This window comes from Massilia hydrophila, assembly GCF_020208145.1.
In the GTDB taxonomy this organism is placed as follows: domain Bacteria; phylum Pseudomonadota; class Gammaproteobacteria; order Burkholderiales; family Burkholderiaceae_D; genus Telluria; species Telluria hydrophila.
Genome location: NZ_JAHYBX010000009.1, coordinates 108,302 through 125,163 on the forward strand (window position 1 = coordinate 108,302; position 16,862 = coordinate 125,163).

General features: G+C 67.4%; 17 protein-coding genes. 12 read left to right on the forward strand and 5 right to left on the reverse strand.

Annotated features, from left to right (window positions below; all coding sequences use genetic code 11):
* From crtY to crtB, 3 genes are read left to right on the forward strand one after another with little or no spacing between them, the layout of a single operon-like run.
* Positions 1-1,170, forward strand: a complete 1,170-nt coding sequence (crtY, locus tag LE190_RS18300; protein WP_225240046.1) for a lycopene beta-cyclase CrtY — start codon at positions 1-3, stop codon at positions 1,168-1,170.
* Positions 1,167-2,708, forward strand: coding sequence for a phytoene desaturase (locus LE190_RS18305; RefSeq protein WP_225240047.1), 1,542 nt, complete (start codon positions 1,167-1,169; stop codon positions 2,706-2,708). Before crtY ends, LE190_RS18305 begins: the two co-directional genes overlap by 4 nt.
* Positions 2,705-3,685 carry a 15-cis-phytoene synthase CrtB gene (gene crtB / locus LE190_RS18310; protein WP_225240048.1) on the forward strand — a complete coding sequence of 327 codons (981 nt, stop codon included), beginning with the start codon at positions 2,705-2,707 and terminating at the stop codon, positions 3,683-3,685. The genes LE190_RS18305 and crtB overlap by 4 nt, the downstream gene beginning before the upstream one ends.
* Here the strand turns inward: crtB and LE190_RS18315 are convergent.
* Positions 3,582-4,115 carry a sterol desaturase family protein gene (locus LE190_RS18315; RefSeq protein ID WP_225240049.1) on the reverse strand — a complete coding sequence of 178 codons (534 nt, stop codon included), beginning with the start codon at positions 4,113-4,115 and terminating at the stop codon, positions 3,582-3,584. The two genes, crtB and LE190_RS18315, sit on opposite strands and share 104 nt — an antisense overlap.
* Positions 4,116-4,258: 143 nt before the next feature.
* Between LE190_RS18315 and LE190_RS18320 the strand changes: the two genes are divergently transcribed.
* The 3 genes from LE190_RS18320 to nhaA all read left to right on the forward strand — a co-directional run bounded on the left by LE190_RS18320 (position 4,259) and on the right by nhaA (position 7,714).
* Complete coding sequence (locus tag LE190_RS18320; RefSeq protein WP_225240050.1) at positions 4,259-4,672, forward strand: DUF2141 domain-containing protein; 414 nt, start codon at positions 4,259-4,261, stop codon at positions 4,670-4,672.
* A 178-nt stretch (positions 4,673-4,850) separates the two neighbouring features.
* On the forward strand, positions 4,851-6,338 hold the full coding sequence (locus tag LE190_RS18325) for an alanine/glycine:cation symporter family protein (protein WP_225240051.1): 1,488 nt from the start codon (positions 4,851-4,853) through the stop codon (positions 6,336-6,338).
* 149 nt (positions 6,339-6,487) lie between these two features.
* Positions 6,488-7,714, forward strand: coding sequence for a Na+/H+ antiporter NhaA (gene nhaA / locus LE190_RS18330; protein WP_225240052.1), 1,227 nt, complete (start codon positions 6,488-6,490; stop codon positions 7,712-7,714).
* 1 nt (position 7,715) lies between these two features.
* Here nhaA and LE190_RS18335 read toward each other — a convergent pair whose 3' ends face one another.
* The 4 genes from LE190_RS18335 to LE190_RS18350 all read right to left on the reverse strand — a co-directional run bounded on the left by LE190_RS18335 (position 7,716) and on the right by LE190_RS18350 (position 10,652).
* Positions 7,716-8,222 carry a hypothetical protein gene (locus LE190_RS18335; protein WP_225240053.1) on the reverse strand — a complete coding sequence of 169 codons (507 nt, stop codon included), beginning with the start codon at positions 8,220-8,222 and terminating at the stop codon, positions 7,716-7,718.
* Positions 8,223-8,406: 184 nt separating this feature from the next.
* Complete coding sequence (locus LE190_RS18340) at positions 8,407-8,946, reverse strand: hypothetical protein (RefSeq protein WP_225240054.1); 540 nt, start codon at positions 8,944-8,946, stop codon at positions 8,407-8,409.
* A 67-nt stretch (positions 8,947-9,013) separates the two neighbouring features.
* Complete coding sequence (locus LE190_RS18345; RefSeq protein WP_225240055.1) at positions 9,014-9,697, reverse strand: class I SAM-dependent methyltransferase; 684 nt, start codon at positions 9,695-9,697, stop codon at positions 9,014-9,016.
* A gap of 16 nt (positions 9,698-9,713) precedes the next feature.
* Complete coding sequence (locus tag LE190_RS18350; RefSeq protein WP_225240056.1) at positions 9,714-10,652, reverse strand: CysB family HTH-type transcriptional regulator; 939 nt, start codon at positions 10,650-10,652, stop codon at positions 9,714-9,716.
* A gap of 186 nt (positions 10,653-10,838) precedes the next feature.
* Here LE190_RS18350 and LE190_RS18355 point away from each other — a divergent pair, with 186 nt between their 5' ends.
* The 6 genes from LE190_RS18355 to cobA are packed head-to-tail and all read left to right on the forward strand — an operon-like array spanning position 10,839 to position 16,838.
* Positions 10,839-12,527: a nitrite/sulfite reductase gene (locus LE190_RS18355; RefSeq protein ID WP_225240057.1), complete on the forward strand. Its 1,689-nt coding sequence runs from the start codon at positions 10,839-10,841 to the stop codon at positions 12,525-12,527.
* Positions 12,520-13,077: a DUF934 domain-containing protein gene (locus LE190_RS18360; RefSeq protein ID WP_225240058.1), complete on the forward strand. Its 558-nt coding sequence runs from the start codon at positions 12,520-12,522 to the stop codon at positions 13,075-13,077. Before LE190_RS18355 ends, LE190_RS18360 begins: the two co-directional genes overlap by 8 nt.
* A gap of 10 nt (positions 13,078-13,087) precedes the next feature.
* The gene (locus LE190_RS18365) at positions 13,088-13,819 is read left to right on the forward strand and encodes a phosphoadenylyl-sulfate reductase (protein ID WP_225240059.1); all 732 of its coding nucleotides are present in this window, start codon (positions 13,088-13,090) and stop codon (positions 13,817-13,819) included.
* 10 nt (positions 13,820-13,829) lie between these two features.
* Entirely contained in the window at positions 13,830-14,768 is a 939-nt protein-coding gene (gene cysD, locus LE190_RS18370) for a sulfate adenylyltransferase subunit CysD (RefSeq protein ID WP_225240060.1), read from the forward strand.
* On the forward strand, positions 14,768-16,108 hold the full coding sequence (locus tag LE190_RS18375; RefSeq protein WP_225240061.1) for a sulfate adenylyltransferase subunit 1: 1,341 nt from the start codon (positions 14,768-14,770) through the stop codon (positions 16,106-16,108). The genes cysD and LE190_RS18375 overlap by 1 nt, the downstream gene beginning before the upstream one ends.
* A gap of 13 nt (positions 16,109-16,121) precedes the next feature.
* The gene (gene cobA, locus LE190_RS18380; protein WP_225240062.1) at positions 16,122-16,838 is read left to right on the forward strand and encodes a uroporphyrinogen-III C-methyltransferase; all 717 of its coding nucleotides are present in this window, start codon (positions 16,122-16,124) and stop codon (positions 16,836-16,838) included.
* Positions 16,839-16,862 lie beyond the last annotated feature (24 nt).

The window sequence follows — 16,862 nt, forward strand, 5'->3', positions numbered from 1 at the left end:
ATGTACGACTACGACCTGGTACTGGCCGGCGGCGGCCTGGCCAACGGCCTGCTGGCCTGGCGCCTGCGCAGCCTGCGGCCGGAACTGCGCATCCTGCTGCTGGAGGGCGGCGAGCATATCGGCGGCAACCATACCTGGTCCTTCCATGACAGCGACCTCACGCCCGCCCAGCGCGCCTGGATCGCGCCGCTGGTGTCACACCGCTGGCCACGCTACCAGGTCGCCTTTCCGGAGCGCGCACGCACGCTCGAAGGCGGCTACGCCAGCATCGCATCGAACGACTTCGCGCGCGTGATCGAGGGCGCGCTCGGCGCCGCCCTGCGCACCCATGCCCGCATCGACAGCCTCGGCCCGACCACGGTACGCCTGCACGACGGCGCGACCCTGCGCGCGCGCGCCGTCATCGACGGGCGCGGCATGCGGCACAGCAGCCGCCTCTCGCTCGGCTACCAGACCTTCCTCGGCCAGGAACTGCGGCTGGCCGCGCCGCACGGCCTGGACTGCCCGGTGATCATGGATGCCACCGTCGCCCAGCAGGGCGGCTACCGCTTCGTCTACCTGCTGCCCTTCGGGCCCGACCGGATCCTGGTCGAGGACACGCATTACGTGGACAGCCCGGCCTGGCAACCCGAGCGCCTGCGCGCCAACATCGCCGCTTATGTCCAGGAGCGCGGCTGGCGGGTAAGCGAAGTGCTGCGCGAAGAACAGGGCTCGCTGCCGATCGTGCTGGCCGGCGAGTTCGAGGCCTTCTGGGACGAGCTGCACGGCCAGCCCAGCAGCGGCCTGCGGGCCGGCCTGTTCCACCCGACCACCGGCTATTCGCTGCCGCACGCGGTGCGCCTGGCCGACCGCGTGGCCGCCCTGCCCGGGCTCGATGCAGCGCCGCTGTTCGCCGCGATCCGCGCCGAGGCGAGCAGCGCCTGGCGCGCGCAGCGCTTCTTCCGGCTGCTGAACCGCATGCTGTTCCTGGCCGGCGAGCCGGACCGGCGCTGGCGCGTGATGCAGCGCTTCTACGGCCTGCCCGCGCCCTTGATCGCGCGCTTCTATGCTGGCCAGCTGGGCCTGCTCGACAAGGCGCGCCTGCTCAGCGGCAAACCGCCGGTGCCGGTGGCGCAAGCCATGGCAGCGGCATGCAAGATCCACCCCGACCAGATCAGGAAACCCGCATGAACCCGTCCACTTCGCAACAACAACAGGCAGTCGTGATCGGCGCCGGCTTCGGCGGCCTGGCGCTTGCCATCCGCCTGCAGGCTGCCGGCCGCCAGGTGACGCTGCTGGAAAAGCGCGACAAGCCGGGCGGCCGCGCCTACGTCTACGAAGACCAGGGCTTCGTGTTCGACGCCGGCCCCACCGTGATCACCGATCCGTCCTGTATCCAGGAGCTGTTCACGGTGGCCGGCAAGCGCATGCGCGACTACGTCGAGCTGCTGCCGGTCGCGCCCTTCTACCGCCTGTGCTGGGAAGACGGCAGCCATTTCGACTACGCCAACGACCAGGAGGCGCTGGACCGCCAGATCCATGCGCGCAACCCGCGCGACGTCGAAGGCTACCGTCGCTTCCTCGCCTATTCGAAGGCGGTGTTCGACGAGGGCTACCTGAAGCTGGGCGCCGTGCCTTTCCTCTCTTTTCGCGACATGATCGCGGCCGGCCCGCAGCTGGCCCGGCTGCAGGCCTGGCGCAGCGTGTACGGCATGGTGGCGCGCTTCATCGAGGACGAGCAGCTGCGCCAGGCCTTTTCCTTCCATTCGCTGCTGGTGGGCGGCAACCCGTTCGCGACCAGCTCGATCTACACCCTGATCCATGCGCTGGAACGCCAGTGGGGCGTGTGGTTCCCGCGCGGCGGTACCGGCGCCCTGGTGCGCGGCCTGGTGCAACTGTTCCAGGACCTGGGCGGGCGCATCGAGCTGAACGCCCCGGTGGCGCAGATCGAGGCATCCGGCAAGCGCGTCACTGGTGTGCGGGTCGAGGACGGACGCCTGTTCGCGGCCGACGCGGTGGCCTCCAACGCCGACGTGGTGCACACCTACGACAAGCTGCTGGCCCAGCATCCGCGCGGCCGGGCCGAAGGCGCGGCGCTGCAAAAGAAACGCTTCAGCAATTCGCTGTTCGTGCTCTACTTCGGCCTGGACAAGCACCATGAACAGCTGCAGCACCACACGGTGTGCTTCGGCCCGCGCTACCGCGAGCTGATCAAGGACATCTTCCAGGGCCAGCAGCTGGCCGAGGATTTCTCGCTCTACCTGCACGCGCCCTGCGTCACCGATCCGTCGCTGGCGCCGCCCGGCTGCGGCAGCCACTACGTGCTGGCGCCGGTGCCGCACCTGGGCAATGCGCCGATCGACTGGACGGTGGAAGGTCCACGCTACCGCGACCGCATCCTCGACTACCTCGAGCAGCGCTACATGCCGGGCCTGCGCAGCCAGCTCGTCACCTCGCGCTTCTTCACGCCGCTGGACTTCCGCGACCAGCTCAATGCCCACCTTGGCTCGGCCTTCTCGCTCGAACCGGTCCTGACCCAGAGCGCCTGGTTCCGCCCGCACAATCGCGACAGCGAACTGTCCAACCTCTACCTGGTGGGCGCTGGCACCCACCCCGGCGCCGGCGTGCCGGGCGTGATCGGCTCGGCCAAGGCGACCGCCGGACTGATGCTCGGCACGGCCGCGCAGGCGCCCGCGTTCTCCCCGTCGGTGCAGGAGCTGCGCGCATGAGCGAAGCGCTGATGGAGCACGCCACCCGCAGCATCGAGGTCGGGTCGAAAAGCTTCGCCGCGGCGGCGCGCCTGTTCGACCCGGCCACGCGGCGCAGCGTGCTGATGCTGTATGCCTGGTGCCGCCACTGCGACGACGTGGTCGACGGCCAGGAACTCGGCTTCAATACCGCGGCCGGCGCGCCGCGCGACGCCGCCGCCAAGCTGTCCGTGCTGGAAGAACAGACCCGGCGCGCCTACGCGGGCGAGCCGATGCAGGACCCGGCCTTCGCCGCCTTCCAGGAAGTGGCGCTGCGCCACCGCATCGCGCCGCGCTACGCGCTCGACCACCTGGCCGGCTTCGCCATGGACGTGCGGGAAACCCGTTACGAGACCATCGACGATACGCTGCGCTACTGCTACCACGTGGCGGGCGTGGTCGGCCTGATGATGGCCTCGATCATGGGCGCCCAGGACCCGCGCGTGCTGGACCGCGCCTGCGACCTCGGCCTGGCCTTCCAGCTGACTAACATCGCACGCGACATCGTCGAGGATGCCCGCATGGGCCGCTGCTACCTGCCGGCCCAGTGGCTGCGCGAGGCCGGCATTCCCGCGCAGGAACTGGCCGAGCCGCGCCACCGCGCGCAGCTGGCGACGCTGGCGGCGCGCCTGGTGGACCATGCGGAACCGTACTACGACTCGGCCGCCGCCGGCATCGCGGCCCTGCCGCTGCGCTCGGCCTGGGCCATCGCCAGCGCGCGCAATGTGTATCGCCAGATCGGCATCGAAGTGAAACGGCGCGGCGCCCATGCCTGGGATACGCGCGCCGGCACCAGCAAGGCGGCCAAACTGCTGTTGCTCGCGCGGGGCGCCGGGATGGCGCTCGGCTCGCGTTTCAGTGGGCGTGATCCTGCCGGGCAGGAGCGTGATCCGGCCCTGTGGCGGCGTCCCGACGGCGCAGCGGGCGGCCACCGTGCAGCGCATGCAACTGCTGCTTGAGCCGGGCGACCGGGGGCGCATACAGGAAACCGAAGGACACGGCACCCTCCTTGCCCTCGACCGCATGGTGCATCCGGTGGGCCTGGTACAGGCGCTTGAGGTAGCCGCTGCGCGGCGTGTAGCGCAAGGGCCAGCGCCCGTGCACCAGGCCGTCGTGGGCGACGAAGTACAGGGCGCCGTAGGCGGTCATGCCGGCGCCGATCCACTGCAGCGGCCAGGCGCCCTCGGTGCCGAACCAGATCAGGGCGATCGCCACGCCCGCGAACACCACGGCGTACAGGTCGTTCTTCTCGAACCAGCCGGTGCGCGGCTCATGGTGCGAGCGATGCCAGCCCCAGCCGAAGCCATGCATCACGTACTTGTGCGCGAGAATGGAAAACACTTCCATCAGCACGACGGTGAGCAGGACGATGAAGGCATTGAGCAGCATGGCGGGTGCACGGTAAACGGAATACGCCGAGACTACCACAGGCGGCCCGCCACGCAAGGGCCGCACGGGCGCGCAGACCGCCCGGGCGCGGTTCAGCGGCGGTACACAGCAACGATCGACATCACATCAACGAAAGGACATCCATGCGTCACCTCCTGCTTTCCTGCGCCCTGCTGCTGGCGGCCTTGCCCCTTGGCGCCGCCAACGCGGCCACCATCGAGGTGCGGGTCACCAATGTCGGCGCCAAGGGAACCCTCAGGGTCGCCGTGTGCGACCGCGAGCGCTACCTCAAGACCTGCCCCTACAGCGCCTCGGTCGCGCCCCAGGCCGGCCAGACCACCGTCACCCTGAAGGACATCCCGCCCGGCACCTGGGCCGTGCTGGCTTACCAGGACGGGAACGAGAACAGGCAGCTCGACCGCAACTTCATCGGCATTCCCACCGAAAACTACGGCTTCAGCCGCGATGCCGTCGGCCGCTTCGGGCCGCCGGAATTCGAGGAGGCCGCCATCGAGGTGCGCGATGGCACGACGGTGGCGCCGATTGCACTGCATTGAGGCACTGCGCGCACCATGGCGAAGCCTGCCTGACCGCTCCAAAAATAACGGTAGGAATCGCCCAAGGCTTCATGTATCTTTGCTATCCACGAGAGGCCGGGCAGCGTTTCCGGCCGTGTCCACAACACGAAAGCGGGGCCGCACGGCCCGCGTCTCCTAGCTACGGGGAACCAAGTACATGAACGAGTTGGTCAACACCTTGAATGAATATGTCTGGAGCACGGCACTGATTGCGCTGTGCCTGGGCACCGGCCTGTATTTCTCCATCCGCTCGCGCTTCCTGCAAGTGCGCCACCTGCGCGAAATGACGCGCCTCATGATGGACGGGAAAAGCTCCGACCAGGGTGTCTCTTCCTTCCAGGCCCTGACCATGACCCTGGCCGGCCGCGTCGGCACCGGCAACATCGCCGGCGTCGCCACCGCCATCACCTTCGGCGGCCCCGGCGCCGTGTTCTGGATGTGGATGGTGGCCTTCCTCGGCGCCAGCTCGGCCTTCGTCGAATCCACCCTGGGCCAGGTCTACAAGGAATCGATCAACGGGCAGTACCGCGGCGGCCCCGCCTTCTACATCGAGAAGGGCCTGGGCATGAAGTGGTATGCCCTGCTGTTCGCCTTCGTCACCATCTTCGCCACCGGCCTGCTGCTGCCGGGCGTGCAGGCCAACTCGATCGCCGAAAGCCTGAAGACCGCGGCCGGCGTCGACACCACCATCACCGGCGTACTGCTCGCCATCGCACTGGCCTTCATCATCTTCGGCGGCGTCAAGCGCATCGCCACCTTCGCCGAATATGTCGTGCCCTTCATGGCGCTCGGCTACATCGTGGTGGCCTGCATCATCGTCGCCCTGCACATCGAGCAGCTGCCGTCGGTGCTGGTGCTGATCTTCAAGTCGGCCTTCGGCCTGGAAGCCGGTTTCGGCGCCATCCTGGGGCTGGCGATCCAGTGGGGCGTCAAGCGCGGCGTGTACTCGAACGAAGCCGGCCAGGGTACCGGCCCGCACGCGTCCTCGGCCGCGGAAGTGAGCCACCCGGCCAAGCAGGGCCTGGTGCAGGGCTTCTCGGTGTATGTCGACACCCTGTTCGTATGCTCGGCCACTGCCTTCATGCTCCTGATCACCGGCCAGTACAACGTGCAGGCGCCGGACGGCAGCCCGATGTTTACCGGCATCCAGGGCGTGGCCGCCGGCCCGGGCTATGTGCAGACCGCGCTGGAAAACATCCTGCCGGGCTTCGGCTCCCTGTTCGTCGCCATCGCCCTGCTGTTCTTTGCGTTCACCACGATCGTCGCCTATTACTACATCGCCGAAACCAACATTGCCTACATCAACCGCAGCGTCGGCCGCCCGTGGCTGACCTTCCTGCTGAAGATCGCGCTGGTCGGCTCCACCTTCTACGGCACCATCCGCACCGCCGACGCGGCCTGGGCGCTGGGCGACCTGGGCGTGGGCCTGATGGCCTGGCTGAACATCGTGGCCATCCTCCTGATGCGCAACACGGCCTTCAAGTGCCTGCGCGACTACGAGGCGCAGAAGGCCCAGGGCAAGGACCCGGTCTTCGATCCGGTGGCGCTGGGCATCCAGAACGCCGACTACTGGGTCGGGCGCAACGCCGGCCTGCAGCAGGGCAAGGCCACCGGCGGCACGGTCGCCGCCGAAACCACCAGCTGAAGTTTCCCCTTGGCGTGGCCGCGCCTGCCGGGCGTGGCCACCCAGCCATTCCTGTTATACTGCGTGCGGGTGTTCGTACCATGCGGGTACGGCAGGATGTGCGAAGGTCGGGCCGCCTCGCGGCTCTTTTGCGCCCCGGCGCGACCACCATGCATATCGAACGCCGCCTCTCCCTGTCTTTCAAGGAATTCTTCGAATCGAGCAAGGCGGGCGGCATCGTCCTGATCGCCTGCACCCTGATCTCGCTCGCCCTCGCCAATTCTTCCTTCGGCCCCGCCTGGCTCGGCCTCTGGCAGCACCACGTCGCCGGGCTCAGCATCGAGCACTGGGTCAACGACGCCCTGATGGCGGTCTTTTTCCTCCTGATCGGGCTTGAACTCAAACGCGAACTGGTCAACGGCGAGCTGTCCGACCTGCGCAACGCCATGCTGCCGATGCTGGCCGCCGTGGGCGGCATCGCGGTGCCGGCCCTGATCCACTTCGGCCTGAACGGCGGCACGCCGACCCAGGCCGGCGTCGGCATCCCGATGGCGACCGACATCGCCTTCGCCCTCGGCGTGCTGGCCCTGCTGGGCAGCCGGGTGCCGGCCTCGCTGAAGATCTTCCTGACGGCGCTGGCCGTGATGGACGACCTTGGGGCAATCATTGTCATTGCCCTGTTCTACACCAGCGAGCTGTCCTTCCTGTACCTAGCAGGTGCGCTGGGCGTGTTTGCTGTCATGCTGGCGCTGAACCGCGTGCTGCGCGTGATGGCGCTACTGCCCTTCCTGCTGGGCGGCGCGCTGATGTGGTTCCTGATGCTCAAGTCCGGCGTGCACGCGACCATCGCCGGCGTGCTGCTGGCCTTTGCCATTCCCTATTCGAGCAGGGAAGACGACGCTGCCTCGCCCTCGCACCGGCTCGAGCACATCCTGCACAAGCCGGTGACCTTCCTGATCCTGCCGGTCTTCGCGCTGGCAAATACCGGGATCGTGATCGGGGCCGGCTGGGCCACGGACCTGCTGAGCGCGAACAGCCTGGGCATCCTCGCGGGCCTGGTCCTCGGCAAGCCGGTGGGGATCTTCCTGTTCAGCTTCGGGGCGGTGGCGCTCGGCCTGTGCCGCCTGCCCCTGGACCTGGCCTGGCGCCATGTCGTCGGCGCCGGCCTGCTGGGCGGGATCGGCTTCACCATGTCGATCTTCATCACCAACCTGGCCTTCACCGGCGCGGGCGCGACCATCAACGCGTCCAAGATGGCGATCCTGGCCGCTTCCCTGGCGGCCGGCGTCGCCGGCTTCACCTGGCTCAAGCTGTGGGGCGCGCCGCTGGCAAGCGACCGCGATACCGATACGCTCGACTATATGCTGGATGACGAGGCGCCGGACAGCGCCCGCTGAATCAGGCGTAGGTCCGTTGCAGCGCGGTGCGTCCGTGCTCGCGCTGGCCGCTGGTCGACAGGGCCACGATCGCGCTGCCTGCGGCGACGACCAGCGCATCTTCGATCAGTCCGCTACGGGTCTGGCCCATCTTCGCCATTGCCTGCTTGCGGCCGGCCAGCGTGAGGTAGGCGAGCGGCACGGCGGTGGCGACGGCCAGCGCCGCGCCCGCCTTTTCATTGCCGCGCGGCGCCAATGCGGCGCCGGCGATGCCCGCGCTCATCACGCGCGCCAGCAGCCCCAGGAAGACGGTACGGTCGGGCGCCGACTTCATCTTGTCGCCATACAGCTCGCCGGCGCCCATCGCCAGCGCGCCATACTTGAACAGCGGACGGTCGAGCAGGAACAGTTCGCCGGGGGTGCGGCGTCCCGCGAGGCGGGCGGTGGCGATGGTCGCCATCGGCGTCATCGAGCGCGCGCTGGCGACGGCGCCGATCAGTACGGAGGAAAGCAGGCTGCGAAAGTTCATCTGGCGGACTCCTGTGCAAGTGAAGGTTGCCCGAGGCGCCGCACCGGGGGTGCGCATGTTGCAGCCTCGGCCGTTTAAACGCTTGCTCGACTGTAGTCAATCCTGCGGCGCCGTGTCGCCCGCCACGTTCACCTGGACATGCCGCACGCCGCCGCGGGTGCGATGCAAGCCCGCACGGCTGGCTTCAGCGCTTCTCGGCCAGGATCTTCTGCAGCAGCTTGAAGGCTTCGCGCTCGATGAGCGGCGCAGCATCCGCCAGTTCCTTGCTGGCCTTCACGTAGGCGGCGCGCTTGCGTTCCTTCTTCTCTTCCGGCGGCACCACCGGCTTCATGCCCGGCATCTGGATCTGGGCGCTGCTGTTGTACTTCTCGTGCAGCACACGCTTGCCATACGGCGTCTGGTAGAAGCGCGTCATTTCGGCCGCGGTGTCGGCGGAGATGGACGGTGCCAGGGCCGGGGCCAGGCGCCGCGCCACCTCGGCCGGCGGGGTCTGGCCGATGCGGGCGAACACCGCCTGGCGCTGGGCTTCACTGGCATAGCGGCTGCGCGCGGCGACGCTGCGCAGGACTTTCTCGACCTGCATCGTGGCGAGCAGGTCCTGCACCGCCTTCACGTGGGCGGGGGTGGGCGCTGCGGCATGCGGCGCGGGCACGGCGGCAGCGCTGGCGGCCGGATTGGCAAGGACCAGCGACAGGCCCAGTACGGATGCGGCGACAAACTTCATGGATGTCCTTTCGGATGGGATTGGTTTAATAGCCGCAGTATATTGTGCTGATAGCAAAAGGCGCGTCCTACTTGAGGCGGCAGGTCAGCGCCCAGCAGCTGTCCCAGCGCCCGATCTTGATCTCGCGTACCGCCGTGCCGAGGCGCTTGCGCAGCGCGCTGTCGGTCGGGTAGTTCTTCGGCAGCTCGTGGCGCCTGCCCTCGGCATCCGTGAACTGGGCCCAGGTATTGCCTTGCGCGTCGGTGCGCGCCACCGTCGGGCTGGCGCCTTCCACGTATTCATCGTCGATCAGCACCAGCAGCGCGTTGGAACCGACCCGGGCGCGCAGGCCGGCGAGGAAGGCATCCTGCTCTTCTTTCCTGAAATGCGACCACAGGAAGCCAGCGAACACGGCCGTGATTTTTCCGACTTCGTTGCCGAGGTCGGTGGGCAGGTTCAGCGCGTCAAGCACTCGGTACCGCACGTTCTCCAGCCCTTCCCCATGTTCGCGCGCCACGGCCAGCATCGCTTCGCTGATGTCGGTGGCCAGCACCGACTGCGCCGTCTCGGCGATCACGTCGGTGAAGTAGCCGGTGCCGCAGCCCAGCTCCAGCACCGTGTGCCCCCGCATCAGCTCGGCGACCTGCTCGGCCACGTCGTCCAGGTCGTCCTGGCGTTCCTCGTCGCTCTCGTCGTGGAACTGGGCGTCGTAGTGCTCGGCGATGGCGGTGTAGAAGTCGGCAACCGGGTTGTTGCCAGGGATGTTGCTCATGGTGTTTCCTTGTTGATTACAGTTCGTAGTTGTCGCCGCCGCGCATGGCGGACTCGACCATCTTGCGGTTGAGGGTCGGGGCGAGCAGTTCGATGAAAGTATAGATATAGCTGCGCAGGTAGGCGCCCTGCTTCACCGCGACCCGCGAGACGTTCATGCCGAACAGCTGGCCCACGGGAATGGCGCGCAGGTTGCGGTCGCGTTCCGGGTCGAAGGCCATGCCGGCGATGATGCCCACGCCCATGCCCAGCTCGACATAGGTCTTGATGACGTCGGCGTCGATCGCTTCCAGCAGCACGTCCGGCTTCAGGCTGCGCAGGCCGAAGGCGTGGTCGATCTTGCTGCGGCCGGCAAAGGCGGCGTCGTAGGTGATGACCGGATAGCTGGCGATCTCTTCCAGCGACACCGCCTTCGAGCGCAGCAGCGGATGTTCCGGCGGCACCACCACCATGTGCTCCCACTGGTAGCAGGGCAGCGTGATCAGCCCGTCGACGGCCGAGATCGATTCGGTGGCGATGGCCAGGTCGGCCTGGTCGTTCTTGACCATGTCGGCGATCTGCTTAGGGTTACCCTGCAGCAAGGACAGGCGCACTTTCGGGAACTTCTGCATGAAGGCCTGCACCACCTTGGGCAGCATGTAGCGCGCCTGGGTGTGGGTGGTGGCGATGGTGAAGCTGCCGCTGTCGTGGGCCGCGTATTCCTTGCCGATGCGCTTGAGGCTTTCGATCTCCTGCATGATCAGCTCGACCGACTGCAGTACCAGCTGGCCCGGCTCGGTCAACCCGCGGATGCGCTTGCCATGGCGGGTGAAGATGTCAACGCCGAGCTCTTCCTCCAGCTCGATGATGGCTTTCGAGACCCCGGGCTGGGAGGTAAACAGCGCCTTGGCCGCATCGGTCAGGTTGTAGTTCTGGCGGACGGCTTCGCGCACGAAGCGCAGCTGGTGGAGATTCATTGAATGGTTCGGTTCCTGGAGTTCTTGTTAAAGCGGCAGCAGACGACATTCTAAGATGCTTATTCAAGTTGCGCATATAAGCAAATGAAATCTCCGTAGTTTGGAATATAAGCACCCCACCCTACACTGGCCGCTACCTTTAATGGGTGGACAATGTTGCCAGGTCCGCCCCCATCGGACGAGACCATGTACCGCTACGACCACTACGACCACCTCATCGTGCGCGAGCGCATCGCGCAATACCGCAGCCAGGTGGAACGGCGCCTGAGCGGCGAACTGACGGAAGAAGAATTCATCCCGCTGCGCCTGCAGAACGGCCTCTACATGCAGCGCCACGCCTACATGCTGCGCGTGGCCGTGCCCTATGGCCTGCTGGCCTCGAAGCAGATGCGCGTGTTCGCCCACATCGCGCGCAAGTACGACCGCGGCTACGGCCACTTCACCACGCGCCAGAACATCCAGTACAACTGGATCGACCTGGAAGACACCCCGCAGATCCTGGAAGAGCTGGCCTCGGTCGAGATGCACGCCATCCAGACCTCGGGCAACTGCATCCGCAACATCACGACCGACGAATTCGCCGGCGTCGCCGCGGACGAGATCATCGATCCACGCCCCTTCGCCGAGATCCTGCGCCAGTGGAGCACCTTCCACCCCGAGTTCATCGCCCTGCCGCGCAAGTTCAAGGTCGCCATCAACGGCGCCGTCGAAGACCGCGCGGCGATCGCCATCCACGACATCGGCCTGACCCTGGTAAAGAACGCGGCGGGCGAAGTCGGCTTCAAGTTCATGGCCGGCGGCGGCATGGGCCGCACCCCGATCCTGGGCTCGGTGATCCGCGAGTTCCTGCCCTGGCAGCACATGCTGACCTATACCGAAGCCGTGATGCGCGTGTACAACCAGCACGGCCGCCGCGACAACAAGTACAAGGCACGCATCAAGATCCTGCTGAAGGCCCTCGGCGTCGAGGAATTCACGCGCCAGGTCGAAGAAGAGTGGAAGGACCTGAAGGATGGTCCGGAAACCCTGACCCAGGAAGAATTCGACCGCGTCGCCCAGTGGTTCCAGCCGCATGACTATGCCGAACTGGACGACATCGACCCGACCGCGGTCCACGCCGGCAACCGCGCCTTCGCCAACTGGGTCAACCGCAACGTCAAGCCGCACAAGGTGCCCGGCTACGCCGCCGTGGTGCTGTCGCTGAAGAAAACCGGCGTGCCGCCGGGCGACGCCACCGCCGAGCAGATGGACTTCGTGGCCGACCTGGCCGACCGCTACAGCTTCGGCGAACTGCGCGTGACGCACGAGCAGAACCTGGTGCTGGCCGACGTCGAGCAGTCGAAGCTGTTCGAGCTGTGGCAGCTGGCCAAGGCACGCGGCCTGGCGACGCCGAATATCGGCCTGCTGACCGACATCATCGCCTGCCCGGGCGGCGACTTCTGCTCGCTGGCGAACGCCAAGTCGATCCCGATCGCGGCCGCCATCGCGGAGCGCTTCGACAACCTCGACTTCCAGCACGACATCGGCGACATCGAACTGAACATCTCGGGCTGCATCAACGCCTGCGGCCACCACCACGTGGGCGCGATCGGCATCCTCGGCGTCGACAAGGACGGCAGCGAGTGGTACCAGGTGTCGATCGGCGGCGCCCAGGGCAACCTGTCCGCCATCGGCAAGATCATCGGCCCGTCCTTCTCGGCCGTGCAGATGCCGGAAGTGGTTGGCCGCCTGCTCGCAGTCTATGTGCGCGAGCGCTTCGAGGGCGAGCGCTTCGTCGACACCGTGCAGCGCCTGGGCATCGCGCCCTTCAAGGAACACGTCTATGCCACGCCGATCGCGGCTGGCCAATTGGTGGGAGAAGACCAATATGCTTAATGCGCACAAGCAGATCATCAGGCATCGTGAAGTGGTCGCGGACGACTGGTCGGTGCTGCGCCTCGAGCCGGAGCAAAGCGCCGAGACGGTCGAGGTCCCGGAAGGCAGGATCATCGTACCGCTGGGCGTGTGGCTGGCGCAGCGCGCCGTGCTGTCGGCGCGCGCCGAGATCGGCGTCTGGCTCGCGCCCGACGAGCAGGCCGCGGCGATTCGCGACGACCTGCCGCGCTTCCAGGTGGTGGCGGTGGACTTCCCGAAGTTCTCGGACGGGCGCGGCTACTCGACCGCCTTCAACCTGCGCAAGCGTCTCGGTTACACGGGCGAGCTGCGCGCCATTGGCGACGTGCTGCGCGACCAGCTGTGGCCCCTTTCGCGGGTCGGCTTCGATGCCTTCGCCACCCGCCCGGACCGCAGCATCCACGACGCCCTGAAGGGCTTGACCGTGTTCTCGGAAACCTACCAGGCTTCCGTCGACCAGCCGCTGCCGCTGTTCCGCCGCGCGCCGCGCGGCACGCCGCCGGAACTGGCGGACATCGGCGCCGGCATCTAGGGACGACACCATGAGCGACCTGCACCGTCGTGTCGAAGAAACGGGCGCCATCCTGGCGCGCATCGCGCGCGACTATTCGCCCGCCGTGTTCGCGTCGAGCCTGGCAGCCGAGGACATGGTCCTGCTGGATCTGATCCTGAAAGCGGAACTGCCGATCGGGATCTTCTCGCTCGAGACCGGCCGCCTGCATGCCGAAACGCTCGACATGCTGGACCGCGTGCGCGCGACCTACGGCATTGATATCGCCCTGTTCAAGCCGCAACCGGAAGCCGTGCAAGCCTACGTCGCCAAAAACGGCCTGAACGCCTTCTACGACAGCGTCGAGATGCGCAAGGAATGCTGCCGCATCCGCAAGGTCGAGCCGCTCGGCCGCGCCCTGGCCGGCAAGCGGGCCTGGATCACCGGCCAGCGCCGCGCCCAGTCGACCACGCGTGCCGAACTCGCGGTGCAGGAGATGGATGCCGCGCACGGTATGCAGAAGTTCAACCCGCTGGCCGACTGGTCGGAGCAAGACGTCTGGGAGTACCTGCGCACGCAACACGTCCCGTACAACGCCCTGCACGAGCGCGGCTACCCGTCGATCGGCTGCGAACCCTGCACCCGCGCGGTCCAGCCTGGCGAGGACGTGCGCGCCGGCCGCTGGTGGTGGGAAAACCCCGAATCGAAGGAGTGCGGCCTGCACGTGGTCGACGGCAAACTCGTACGCATCCAATCCGTGGCGGCCCGGGCCGCTACTTCATGACGGAACACACATGACCAAGCTTCTCGACAATCCGGCCGTGCTCGGCGACATGAATGCACGCCACCTCGACGCCCTGGAATCCGAGGCCATCCACATCCTGCGCGAAGTCGCGGCCGAGTGCAGCAATCCCGCCCTGCTGTTCTCGGGCGGCAAGGATTCGGTCGTGCTGCTGCGCCTGGCCGAAAAGGCCTTCCGCCCCGGCAAGTTTCCCTTCCCGCTGGTGCACATCGACACCGGCCACAACTTCGACGAAGTGATCGCCTTCCGCGATGCGCGCGTCGCCGAACTGGACGAGCGCCTGATTGTCGGCTCGGTCGAGGAATCGATCCGGCGCGGCACGGTACGCCTGCGCAATCCGGCCACCGACTCGCGCAACGCGGCCCAGGCCGTGACGCTGCTGGAAACCATCGCCGAGCACGCTTTTGATGCCTGCATCGGCGGCGCCCGCCGCGACGAGGAAAAGGCGCGCGCCAAGGAGCGCATCTTTTCCTTCCGCGACGAATTCGGCCAATGGGACCCGAAGGCCCAGCGGCCGGAACTGTGGGACCTGTATAACACCCGCGTCCACCCGGGAGAGAACATGCGTGTGTTCCCGATCTCGAACTGGACCGAGCTCGACGTGTGGCAATACATCGCCCGCGAACGGCTGGCCCTGCCCCCGATCTACTTTGCCCACGAGCGCCAGGTGATCCCGCGCAATGGCCTGCTGGTGCCTCTCACGCCCCTGACGCCGCCGCGCGACGGCGAGCAGGTCGAGACCCGCAGCGTGCGCTTCCGCACGGTGGGCGACATCTCCTGCACCTGCCCGGTGGCGTCCAGCGCCGCCACGGTGGAACAGATCATCGCCGAAACCGCGATCACCGAGGTGACCGAACGCGGCGCGACCCGGATGGACGACCAGACCTCCGAAGCCTCGATGGAAAAACGCAAGAAGCAAGGATATTTCTGATGAACGCACGCACCCAGCACCTCGACCATCCGAACCTGCCCCAGGCGGCCGACGCCGGCCTGCTGCGCTTCATCACGGCCGGCTCCGTCGACGACGGCAAGAGCACCCTGATCGGCCGCCTGCTGTACGACAGCAAGGGCATCTTCGCCGACCAGCTGGCCGCCGTCTCGCGCTCGAAGCACAAGCGCACCGTGGGCGACACCATCGACCTGTCGCTGCTGACCGACGGCCTGGAAGCCGAGCGCGAACAGGGCATCACGATCGACGTCGCCTACCGCTACTTCGCCACCCCGAAGCGCAAGTTCATCATCGCCGACACACCGGGCCACGAGCAGTACACCCGCAACATGGTCACCGGCGCATCCACCGCGGACGCCGTGGTCATCCTGGTGGACGTGTCCAAGGTGAAGCTGGCAGAAGATGGTTCGGTCACGCTGCTGACCCAGACCAAGCGCCACTCGACCATTGCGAAACTGCTGCAGATCGAGCACGTGATCGTCGCTGTCAACAAGATGGACCTGGTCGGCTACGACCAGGCCGTGTACGAGCGCATCGTCGCCGCCTACCGCGCCTTCGCCGACACGCTCGGCCTGCGCGACGTCACCGCGATCCCGCTGTCGGCACTCAGCGGCGACAACGTGGTCGCCGCCTCCGGCAACATGCCCTGGTACCGCGGCCCGACCCTGATCGAACTGCTGGAGAGCCTGTCGGTATACAACGACGCCCATGCCGCGCCCTTGCGCTTCCCGGTGCAGCTGGTGGCGCGCCACAACGGCCACGAGGCGAACGACTTCCGCGGCTACATGGGCCGCATCGAGTCGGGCAAGGTCTCCGTCGGGGACAAGCTGATCGTGCAGCCCTCCGGCCAGCAGGCCACCGTCAAGGACATCGTCACCTTCGACGGCTCGCTGCGGACGGCCGTCGCCGGCCAGTCGGTGACCCTGCTGCTCAACGAATACCTGGACATCTCGCGCGGCGACCTACTGGCCGGCAGCGAGCAGCCGGCCACCCTGCTCAAGCAGGTGGTGGCCGACCTGTGCTGGATGTCGGACGAGCCGCTCGATGCGCGCCGCAAGTACTGGATCAAGCACGGCACGCGCCAGAGCGCGGCGAAGCTCAAGCAGATCGACAGCATCCTCGACGTCAACACCCAGCAGCGTGCGCCCGGAACGCCGGGCACGGGATTGTCGCTCAACGACATCGCCACGGTGCAGCTCAGCGTGCAGCAGCCGCTGGCGGCCGACGCCTATGCCGACAACCGCGCTACCGGCGCCTTCATCCTGATCGACGAAGTCACCCACCAGACCGTCGCAGCGGGTATGATCCGCCTGGACCGATAAGCGAAGGAGGCGTATGGCGGGGCTGGGCAAAGTCTATCTGGTGGGTGCCGGTCCCGGCGCGGCCGACCTGATCACGGTGCGCGGCGCGCGCCTGCTGGCCCAGGCCGAGGTCGTGCTCTACGACGCCCTGGTCACGCCCGAGATGCTAGCCCTGTGCGCCCGGGCCGAGCTGGTCCCGGTCGGCAAGCGCTCGGGCCAGCGCTCGACCGCCCAGGTCCTGATCAACGAGCAGCTGGTGGACTGCGCCCGCCGCTACCGCCTCGTGGTGCGCCTGAAAGGGGGCGATCCGATGCTGTTCGGCCGCGCCGACGAGGAATTGCGCGCGCTGGAAGCGGCCGGCATCGAGGTCGAGGTCGTCCCCGGCATCACCACCGCGGTGGCGGCGGCCGCCGCCGCAAAACAGCCGCTGACCAAGCGCGGCGTTGCGCGCAGCGTCGCCTTTTTTACTTCCAGCACCGCGCCCGACCAGCCCGACCATCCCAGCTTGCCCGAAACCGACACCCTGGTGCAGTACATGGGTGGACGCGAAGCGGCGGCCACCGCCGAGCGCCTGCTGGCCGAAGGCCGGCGCGCGGACCTACCCGTGGTGGTGGTGGAGAACTGCAGCCGACCGGACGAGCGCATCCTGCGCATGCACTTGAGCGACCTGGCGCGCGGGCTGGAACCGGGCCACGGGCCGGTGCTCGTGATGCTGGGCGAGGCGCTGGCCAGGCGCGCGCACCAGGCCTGATCCAGCCGGCCGCAAGGCCGGCGC

Bases quoted from the DNA above. Each gene is read 5' to 3' on its own strand.
- LE190_RS18365 (WP_225240059.1), top strand. From the start codon at position 13,088: ATGAGCGACCTGCACCGTCGTGTCGAAGAAACGGGCGCCATCCTGGCG.
- crtY (WP_225240046.1), top strand. From the start codon at position 1: ATGTACGACTACGACCTGGTACTGGCCGGCGGCGGCCTGGCCAACGGC.
- LE190_RS18345 (WP_225240055.1), bottom strand. From the start codon at position 9,697: ATGAGCAACATCCCTGGCAACAACCCGGTTGCCGACTTCTACACCGCC.
- nhaA (WP_225240052.1), top strand. From the start codon at position 6,488: ATGCATATCGAACGCCGCCTCTCCCTGTCTTTCAAGGAATTCTTCGAA.
- LE190_RS18360 (WP_225240058.1), top strand. From the start codon at position 12,520: ATGCTTAATGCGCACAAGCAGATCATCAGGCATCGTGAAGTGGTCGCG.
- LE190_RS18350 (WP_225240056.1), bottom strand. From the start codon at position 10,652: ATGAATCTCCACCAGCTGCGCTTCGTGCGCGAAGCCGTCCGCCAGAAC.
- LE190_RS18320 (WP_225240050.1), top strand. From the start codon at position 4,259: ATGCGTCACCTCCTGCTTTCCTGCGCCCTGCTGCTGGCGGCCTTGCCC.
- LE190_RS18325 (WP_225240051.1), top strand. From the start codon at position 4,851: ATGAACGAGTTGGTCAACACCTTGAATGAATATGTCTGGAGCACGGCA.
- cysD (WP_225240060.1), top strand. From the start codon at position 13,830: ATGACCAAGCTTCTCGACAATCCGGCCGTGCTCGGCGACATGAATGCA.
- LE190_RS18375 (WP_225240061.1), top strand. From the start codon at position 14,768: ATGAACGCACGCACCCAGCACCTCGACCATCCGAACCTGCCCCAGGCG.
- LE190_RS18355 (WP_225240057.1), top strand. From the start codon at position 10,839: ATGTACCGCTACGACCACTACGACCACCTCATCGTGCGCGAGCGCATC.
- cobA (WP_225240062.1), top strand. From the start codon at position 16,122: ATGGCGGGGCTGGGCAAAGTCTATCTGGTGGGTGCCGGTCCCGGCGCG.
- LE190_RS18340 (WP_225240054.1), bottom strand. From the start codon at position 8,946: ATGAAGTTTGTCGCCGCATCCGTACTGGGCCTGTCGCTGGTCCTTGCC.
- LE190_RS18335 (WP_225240053.1), bottom strand. From the start codon at position 8,222: ATGAACTTTCGCAGCCTGCTTTCCTCCGTACTGATCGGCGCCGTCGCC.
- LE190_RS18315 (WP_225240049.1), bottom strand. From the start codon at position 4,115: ATGCTGCTCAATGCCTTCATCGTCCTGCTCACCGTCGTGCTGATGGAA.
- LE190_RS18305 (WP_225240047.1), top strand. From the start codon at position 1,167: ATGAACCCGTCCACTTCGCAACAACAACAGGCAGTCGTGATCGGCGCC.
- crtB (WP_225240048.1), top strand. From the start codon at position 2,705: ATGAGCGAAGCGCTGATGGAGCACGCCACCCGCAGCATCGAGGTCGGG.